General features: G+C 65.1%; 8 protein-coding genes. 5 read left to right on the top strand and 3 right to left on the bottom strand.

All coding sequences use genetic code 11. The annotated features are described in order from the left end of the window. The first annotated feature begins 366 nt into the window (after window positions 1–366). From fdxA to E4L96_RS19380, 3 genes are all read left to right on the top strand, one after another. Window positions 367–690, top strand: a complete 324-nt coding sequence (gene fdxA / locus E4L96_RS19390) for a ferredoxin FdxA (RefSeq protein ID WP_135208859.1) — start codon at window positions 367–369, stop codon at window positions 688–690. A gap of 59 nt (window positions 691–749) precedes the next feature. Continuing rightward, on the top strand, window positions 750–1,838 hold the full coding sequence (locus tag E4L96_RS19385) for an NAD(P)/FAD-dependent oxidoreductase (RefSeq protein WP_135208858.1): 1,089 nt from the start codon (window positions 750–752) through the stop codon (window positions 1,836–1,838). A gap of 359 nt (window positions 1,839–2,197) precedes the next feature. Continuing rightward, window positions 2,198–3,433: a polyhydroxyalkanoate depolymerase gene (locus E4L96_RS19380; protein ID WP_135208857.1), complete on the top strand. Its 1,236-nt coding sequence runs from the start codon at window positions 2,198–2,200 to the stop codon at window positions 3,431–3,433. A gap of 65 nt (window positions 3,434–3,498) precedes the next feature. Here E4L96_RS19380 and E4L96_RS19375 read toward each other — a convergent pair whose 3' ends face one another. Together E4L96_RS19375 and E4L96_RS19370 are read right to left on the bottom strand one after the other, a co-directional pair. Then, window positions 3,499–4,848 (bottom strand): type II toxin-antitoxin system HipA family toxin, encoded by a 1,350-nt coding sequence (locus tag E4L96_RS19375; protein WP_135208856.1) that lies wholly within the window; start codon window positions 4,846–4,848, stop codon window positions 3,499–3,501. Further along, window positions 4,848–5,189 (bottom strand): helix-turn-helix transcriptional regulator, encoded by a 342-nt coding sequence (locus E4L96_RS19370; RefSeq protein WP_135208855.1) that lies wholly within the window; start codon window positions 5,187–5,189, stop codon window positions 4,848–4,850. Before E4L96_RS19370 ends, E4L96_RS19375 begins: the two co-directional genes overlap by 1 nt. Window positions 5,190–5,385: 196 nt before the next feature. Between E4L96_RS19370 and rsxB the strand changes: the two genes are divergently transcribed. After that, complete coding sequence (rsxB, locus tag E4L96_RS19365; protein ID WP_135208854.1) at window positions 5,386–6,060, top strand: electron transport complex subunit RsxB; 675 nt, start codon at window positions 5,386–5,388, stop codon at window positions 6,058–6,060. A 9-nt stretch (window positions 6,061–6,069) separates the two neighbouring features. Beyond that, the gene (gene nth, locus E4L96_RS19360; RefSeq protein ID WP_135208853.1) at window positions 6,070–6,732 is read left to right on the top strand and encodes an endonuclease III; all 663 of its coding nucleotides are present in this window, start codon (window positions 6,070–6,072) and stop codon (window positions 6,730–6,732) included. A gap of 39 nt (window positions 6,733–6,771) precedes the next feature. Here nth and E4L96_RS19355 read toward each other — a convergent pair whose 3' ends face one another. Next, window positions 6,772–7,599, bottom strand: coding sequence for a C1 family peptidase (locus E4L96_RS19355; protein WP_135208852.1), 828 nt, complete (start codon window positions 7,597–7,599; stop codon window positions 6,772–6,774). Window positions 7,600–7,611: the final 12 nt, after the last annotated feature.

The following is a 7,611-nucleotide window of genomic DNA, read 5'->3' as shown; positions in this document are numbered from 1 at the left end:
GTCGACGACCCCGGCGCCCTGCAGGACCGGCGCGCCTGCTGCGGCACCATGAACCTGGCCGAGTACTACGATGTGGCCCACGTGCTGGACGACGAGCTGCGCGCCCTCGCCCGCTGGTGCGCGGCCAACCGCCGCCTGGCCGCGCCGGTGCCGCCGGACAGCGACGCCTCCTGAACGCATTGTCAATGATGCACATCAAGCGGCGCGCAGCCCATCCGCGCGTGCATTTGCTTATGTGTAATGTGTATAACCGGTGGCGCGCGGGCGAATTGAAGGAAAAGGCCAATTGCCTTAAAATACAGTGCTTTGCTAAGGTCGGCGTCGCCCATTCCCTCCCTGCCGCCGCACAATATTGATAGGACTGTTATGACCCACGTTGTCACCGAATCGTGCATCGCCTGCCGCTACACGGACTGTGTCGATGTATGCCCGGTTGATTGTTTCCGGGAAGGCCCGAATTTCCTCGCCATCGACCCCGACGAGTGCATCGACTGCGCCGTGTGCGTGGCCGAGTGCCCGGTGAACGCGATCTACGCGGAAGAAGACGTGCCGTCCGATCAGCAGCAGTTCATCAAGCTCAACGTCGAACTGGCGCGCGCCTGGCCCTCGATCACCAAGACCAAGGCGGCCCTTCCGGAAGCGGACCAGTGGAAGGACGTGAAGGACAAGCTGGGCCAGCTCAAACGCTGATCCCGCCGATCTTCCGGGGCGCGCCAAGCGCCCCTTTTACCATTGTTGGAATGTAAAGCATGACTACCACTCAAGCGGGCAGCCTGGCTGCCAACAGCACCTTTGCCGGTGCGATCGAAACGGATGCCGTCATCATCGGCGCGGGTCCGGTCGGCCTGTTCCAGGTGTTCGAACTGGGTCTCCTCGAAATCAAGGCGCACGTGATCGATTCCCTGCCCGCCGTGGGCGGCCAGTGCGTGGAGCTGTATCCGGACAAGCCGATCTACGACATCCCCGCCGTGCCCGTGTGCACCGGCCAGGAACTGACCGACAACCTGCTCAAGCAGATCGAGCCGTTCGATCCGACCTTCCACCTGGGCCAGGAAGTGACCCAGGTGCAGCGCCGCGAAGACCAGCGCTTCAACGTCGAGACCTCCACCGGCACCCAGTTCATCACCAAGACCATCTTCATCGCCGCGGGCGTGGGCTCGTTCCAGGCGCGTACCATCAAGGTCGACGGGATCGAGAAGTTCGAGCAGAGCCAGCTGCATTACCGGGTCAAGGATCCGTCGCTGTTCGAGGGCAAGAACCTGGTCATCTGCGGCGGCGGCGACTCCGCGCTGGACTGGGCCCTGAACTTCGTCGGCAAGGCCGAGTCGGTGGTGCTGGTACACCGCCGCGACGAATTCCGCGCCGCGCCCGCCTCGGTCGCAAAGATGAAGCAGCTGTGCGACGAGTACGAGATGCAGCTGATCACCGGCCAGGTCACCGGCTTCGACGAGAAGGACGGCCAGCTGTCCGAAGTGAAGGTCACCGGCGCCGACGGCGTCACCCGCCGCGTGCCGCTGGACATGCTGCTGGTGTTCTTCGGCCTGTCGCCCAAGCTCGGCCCTATCGCCGAGTGGGGCCTGGACATCGAGCGCAAGCAGCTCAAGGTCATGAACACGGAAAAGTTCGAGACCAACGTGCCGGGTATTTTCGCGGTGGGCGATATCAATACCTATCCGGGTAAGAAAAAGCTGATCCTGTCGGGCTTCCACGAAGCTGCGCTGGCCGCTTTCGGCGCCGCGCCCTACATCTTCCCGGACAAGAAGATCCACATGCAGTACACCACCACCTCGCCGAAGCTGCACAAGATTCTCGGCGTCGAAACCCCGGTGTTCGACTAGGACGCCTGCTGAATATGCAACCATCTGGTTGCCTATTCGCCGAACGAGCCGCCCCGCCGCCTGGCCGGGCGGCTTTTTCTTTGGATGCCGCACAAGCGCCAGAACGTGCCTCACGCTCGTGTCAGACGATGCCTCGACACGTACGAACCGGCTGATTTATGTGATCTTGCTAACGCAACGGCCAAATCGCCTGTGCTACAACTTGATGCATGCGGACAGTCCTGCATTCGGATTCAAGATTTTTCCAGCAGGAACGTAATTTGTATTACAGTGTGGAAAATTCGTTGCCCCACTGACCGTAGAGCAAACGATTGCACCACACCGCCGGATACACAGTCGGCGGAGATAGAGGACCTACTATGCTTTACCAACTCCACGAAATGCAGCGCACGTTCCTGAACCCGCTGATGCAGTGGGCGGACGCGTCTGCGAAGCTGTTCTCGAACCCGGTCTCGCCGTTTGCGCACACCCCGTTCTCCCAGCGCATCGCCGCCGGTTACGAACTCATGTACCGGCTCGGGAAGGATTATGAAAAGCCGGCCTTCGATATCGCCTCCACCGTCTGCGATGGCGAGACCATCGGCATCATGGAGCGGACCGTGGTGACCAAGCCGTTCTGCAAGCTGCTGCACTTCAAAAAGGACGTCTCGGATGCGCGCGCCACCGCGCTGGCCCATCCGAAGGTGCTGCTGGTGGCCCCCCTGTCCGGCCACCACGCCACCCTGCTGCGCGACACCGTGCGCGCGCTGCTGCCGAATCACGACGTCTTCATCACCGACTGGACCGATGCGCGCATGGTGCCGATGTCGGAAGGCCCGTTCCACCTGGACGACTACATCTACTACGTGCAGGACTTCATCCGCACGCTGGCGCCGGACCTGCACGTGATCTCCGTCTGCCAGCCGACCGTGCCGGTGCTGGCCGCGATCTCGTTGATGTCGTCCGCCAAGGACCCGCTGCTGCCCAAGACCATGACCATGATGGGCGGCCCGATCGACCCGCGCCGCTCGCCGACCCAGGTCAACAACCTGGCCACCGACAAGCCGTTCTCGTGGTTCGAGAACACCGTGGTCTACGCGGTGCCGGCCAACTATCCCGGCTTCGGCCGCAAGGTCTATCCGGGCTTCCTGCAGCATGCCGGCTTCATCGCGATGAACCCGGGCCGCCACGCACAGAGCCACCGCGAGTTCTACAACCACCTGGTGCGCGGCGACGACGATTCGGCCGAGGCGCACCGCCAGTTCTACGACGAGTACAACGCGGTGCTGGACATGCCGGCCGAGTACTACCTCGACACCATCAAGACCGTGTTCCAGGAGACTCGCCTGCCGCTGGGCACCTGGTACGTGGGCGGCAAGCAGGTGCGCCCGCAGGACATCAAGTCGGTGGCGCTGCTGACCGTCGAAGGCGAGCTCGATGACATCTCCGGCCTCGGCCAGACGCAAGCCGCGCACGACCTGTGCACGGGCCTGCCGAAATCGATGAAGATGGACTACGTCGTCAAAGGCGCGGGCCACTACGGCATCTTCTCCGGCCGCCGCTGGCGCCAGACCGTGTGCCCGATGATCGGCGAGTTCATTCGCAAGCACGCGTAAGCCAACCCATTCCCCCGCCCGGGACCGACGCCTCTCCTTCGCGAGAGGCGTTTTTCATGGTGGCTTTAGCCGCCGCGCCGGATGAGCGCGCGCAGCGCGGGGCTGGCGATATCGTCCAGATCGCGGATGCCCGCGGCCAGTGTATCGATCAAGCTGCCGGGTACGCCGAGCTCCTCGAAATGGGTGCGCCATTCCCGCAAGCAGAGCCAGATCCGATGCATCGCCGCCACCGCATCCGGGCGCTCCGGCAGGAATGCAGCGTGCGCGCTCAAGGCATTGTCCAGGGTCGCGAGCTTACCCTGCAGGCCCACCTGGAGATGCAGCTGCCGTTCATGCGCGATGCCGGGACGCGGCACCACGTCATACAAAGGGCTCAAACGCCATCCTCCGTAGCGCGGGTCGCGCAGGAAGCCGTGATTGCGCAGATGGTCATCGTCGTTGCTGACGAAGATATTGAAGACCATGCGGGCAAACAGCTCCGCCGCGTTGGCGCGGATCAGCGCGGGATGGGCGTAGCGGCGGATCGCCGCAGCAAGGTCCGCGTAGCTGCGGGTAACCGACTCGTATTCATCGCACCCCACCAGTGTGAGGCCACTGACGAAGGGCAGCCGCTGCTCGCTCGCACCCGGCTGTGGTCCCGTCTCGTGCAGGACGATGTCCGGCCCCGGAAGCGAGGTCCCCTTGTGCCAGAAGCGATCGAAGCGGCGAATCAGCAGCGCGGTCTTGCCACCGATGTCGCGCAGCTGCAGCGGCGGCACATTCAACCCCGCCAGCGCGGCCAGACGCAGGCTCGCGTATTCGGCGCGGGCAACGTCGAAGGTGTCCGCGGCGGACGGAAACTTGGCCAGCCACAGCACGCCCTGGTCATCACGGACGGTGGCCTTCGGGCGAGCGCCGCCGGCGCTCCCGCCGGCATCGAACAGGCCCGCCAGCGCACTGGGTATCGGCAGGCCGTGCTCGATCCGTTCCGACGCTTCCAGCAGATATCCGAGACTTTGCACGGATGCCGCCCCCGCATGACCCTCGGCTTGCAAGTCGGCCCGCACGTCGAGGGCGCCGACCCGGTCGCTACCGGCCTCGATGAGGTAGACCGCTTCCGACAAGGAATTGGCCGGAACCTTGTGGCGCGCCTCGATCACCCGGCGGCCCCACGCGTCGGGAGCGGCATCGCGCAGGCCGCCGAACTGGGTCAGCTGGTGGGCGGGCCGGAACTCGACCCCGCGCGCCGCCGCCCGGTCGTCCAGCGCCAGGCTGACCGGATCGAGCTCGAAGCTGCCGGGGCGCTCCAGATAGCGCAGGCCGTACGCAAAGCTCGACGCTTCCACCTCGCGCCGCCCCTCGGTCAGCGTGAGCCGCCCGGCGGGGACGAACCCGTCGGCCAGATGCGCGAACACGTGCAGGCGGGTGGTGGCCATCAGAAGTCGAGCTCCTTGAGCTCCTTGTCGGAGAGGCGCCGCACGCGCTGGGTTCGCTCAGCCTGCGCCAGGGCCGCCAGCGCAGGGTCCTTCTCCTGGAGGAGTTGCTCAAGGGTGGCGCCCGGCGCGATCGCATCCAGATAGCGCAGGATCTGGCCCAGCGAGCGGCCCGGATCGCCCTTTTCGAGCAGCACGGCGGTGGAACGGGACAGGCCCGCGCGAGCGGCCGCGTCGGCCTGGAGGATTCGGCGCGCCTTGCGCAAGCGGGCCAGTTTGGCACCGAGGTCCTCTCCCGCCTTGAGCAGCTCATCGGGGAGAATCGCAGATTGCTTGTATTTCATGTCTACATTCGCGGTCCGTAGGCCGATTAGGTAGGAGATTACAGACATTGTGCGCCGGGCGGATGCCGACGTCAATGTCTGCATTCACAGACTTTACCTAAATAAGGACTGCGTTTACGGACAAAAGGCCGTTTGCCACGACTGAGACTGATGATGAGATAATCGCAGTCTGCCACCATTGCCCGCATTGCCCGCCGTGACCAAGACCCTCGCCGACCAGATCGAAGACCTGCTGCCGCAGACCCAGTGCACCAAGTGCGGGTATGCGGGCTGCCGGCCGTATGCGGAAGCGATCGCGGAGGGCCAGGCCGAGATCAACCAGTGCCCGCCGGGCGGCCTCCAGGGTGTCGAGCGGCTGGCCAGCTTCCTCGGGCGGCCGGTCATTCCGATCAATCCGGTCAACGGCATCGAACGATCGCGCCCGGTCGCCTTCATCGATGAAGCGATCTGTATCGGCTGCACCCTGTGCATCCAGGCCTGCCCGGTCGATGCCATCATGGGCGCGGCCAAGCAGATGCACACCATCCTGCCCTCGCTGTGCACCGGCTGCGACTTGTGCGTGGCACCCTGCCCGGTCGACTGCATCACCATGCTGCCGGTGACCGGTGAGCGCACCGGCTGGAACGCGTGGACCCAGGAGCAGGCCGACGCCGCGCGCGAGCGCCACGACTTCCGCACCGCGCGCCTGAAACGCGAGAAGGACGAGAACGACGCGCGCCTGGCCGCCAAGGCTGCGGACAAGCTGGCCGCCGTCAACGCGGAAGCCCCCGCGACAGCGGAAGAACTGGCCGAGAAGGAGCGCAAGCGCGCCATCATCGCCGCCGCCATGGAGCGCGCGCGCCAGAAGGCGGCCTTGAACAAGAAAGACTGACGTCCCCGCATGAACCCCGCCAAGCGCCTCGAGATCTTCCGCCGCTTCAAGGAAGCGAATCCCAAGCCCGTCACCGAACTGGAATACACCACCCCCTTCGAGCTGCTGATCGCCGTGCTGCTGTCGGCGCAGGCCACCGACGTCGGCGTGAACAAGGCCACGCGCAAGCTGTACCCGGTCGCCAATACGCCGCAGCAGATCCTCGACCTCGGCCTCGATGGCCTGATCCCCTACATCCAGACCATCGGCCTGTTCAACACCAAGGCGAAGAACGTGATCGCCACCTGCCGGATCCTGGTCGATCAATATGGCGGCGAGGTCCCGCAGACGCGCGAGGCGCTGGAAGCCCTGCCCGGCGTGGGCCGCAAGACCGCCAACGTGGTGCTCAACACCGCCTTCGGCCAGCCCACCATGGCGGTGGACACGCACATTTTTCGCGTCTCCAACCGCACCAACATCGCGCCGGGGAAGAACGTGGACATCGTGGAGCAGAAGCTGCTCAAGTTCGTGCCGAAGGACTACCTGCACGATGCGCACCACTGGCTGATCCTGCACGGCCGCTACACCTGCGTGGCCCGCACGCCCAAGTGCTGGAACTGCATCATTGTCGACCTGTGCGAGTACAAGCACAAGACGCCGCCGCCACCCAATCTGCTGCCGCAACCGGCCTAGCAGTTGCGCAGGGCGGCGGCGGCGCATCGCAACGTCCCATCAGATTGTGATGCCGTAGCTCTCTCCGAAGAAGGCGTCCTCGATGTAGCCCTTGCTGGCGTAGGCGTAGCCTTCGTCGCCCCAGGTCGTGCCCCAGCTGTTGCGGATGATGAAGCGGTCGGCGGTGTAGCCGACCACGCACACCGCGTGGCCGCCGCGCACCGAGTCCGGCACGAAGTCATCGAGCTTGCCATGGGTGGCGCCCGCGTTGTCCCAAGTCTCGTCCACGCTCAGGCCGACGAGGATCGGGCCGGTGGTGGCGAGCCACGACTTCCACTGGTTGAGGTTCTTGCGCAGGTTGGTGTAGTTGGCAGCCTTGCGCATCGAGGCGGAGGCGAAGAAGGCGTTCTCCGGTCCGTCGTACATCAGGGTGGCGATGCTGAAGGGGAGTTCCTGGTCCAGCACGCAGCCGTATTTGCGGATCACGTCCATCGCGGCCTTCAGGCTGGTGCCCGCCTCCTCGATGAAGGTCTCGGGGCGGCGCACGAATTCATCCGACTCCTTGGACGCCATCCACACGAAACGGGGTGACAGCAGCGTGCCTTCGTCCAGCTTGCTGGCCTTGACGAGGTGATAGCGCAGCACGCCGTCCGCGCTGGCCCAGCCAACGCAGGAGCCGGTGCCGCCCTGGTCGTTGATGGTCCACCAGCTCTGGCGCAGGTCCACGGAAGCGGGCAGCGCGGCGGGCGCGCGCAGCAGGCCGGCGGTCAGCGCGTCGTCGTACTGCCAGTCGGTGTCGGTGCCGCGCGAGGGCACCAGGTTGCAGATCCGGCGCACCGCGCTGGTCTTGCGGGCGCTCGGATGGCGCGCGCTTTTGGTATCTGGCATGATCGTTCTCCT

The sequence above is a fragment of the Zemynaea arenosa genome, from assembly GCF_004614185.1.
Lineage (GTDB): Bacteria > Pseudomonadota > Gammaproteobacteria > Burkholderiales > Burkholderiaceae_D > Telluria > Telluria arenosa.
The sequence above is the reverse complement of the archived record's forward strand: the minus strand, read 5'-3'. Positions and strand labels throughout refer to the sequence as shown.

Bases quoted from the DNA above. Each gene is read 5' to 3' on its own strand.
- E4L96_RS19380 (WP_135208857.1), top strand. From the start codon at position 2,198: ATGCTTTACCAACTCCACGAAATGCAGCGCACGTTCCTGAACCCGCTG.
- E4L96_RS19375 (WP_135208856.1), bottom strand. From the start codon at position 4,848: ATGGCCACCACCCGCCTGCACGTGTTCGCGCATCTGGCCGACGGGTTC.
- E4L96_RS19370 (WP_135208855.1), bottom strand. From the start codon at position 5,189: ATGAAATACAAGCAATCTGCGATTCTCCCCGATGAGCTGCTCAAGGCG.
- E4L96_RS19385 (WP_135208858.1), top strand. From the start codon at position 750: ATGACTACCACTCAAGCGGGCAGCCTGGCTGCCAACAGCACCTTTGCC.
- fdxA (WP_135208859.1), top strand. From the start codon at position 367: ATGACCCACGTTGTCACCGAATCGTGCATCGCCTGCCGCTACACGGAC.
- E4L96_RS19355 (WP_135208852.1), bottom strand. From the start codon at position 7,599: ATGCCAGATACCAAAAGCGCGCGCCATCCGAGCGCCCGCAAGACCAGC.
- nth (WP_135208853.1), top strand. From the start codon at position 6,070: ATGAACCCCGCCAAGCGCCTCGAGATCTTCCGCCGCTTCAAGGAAGCG.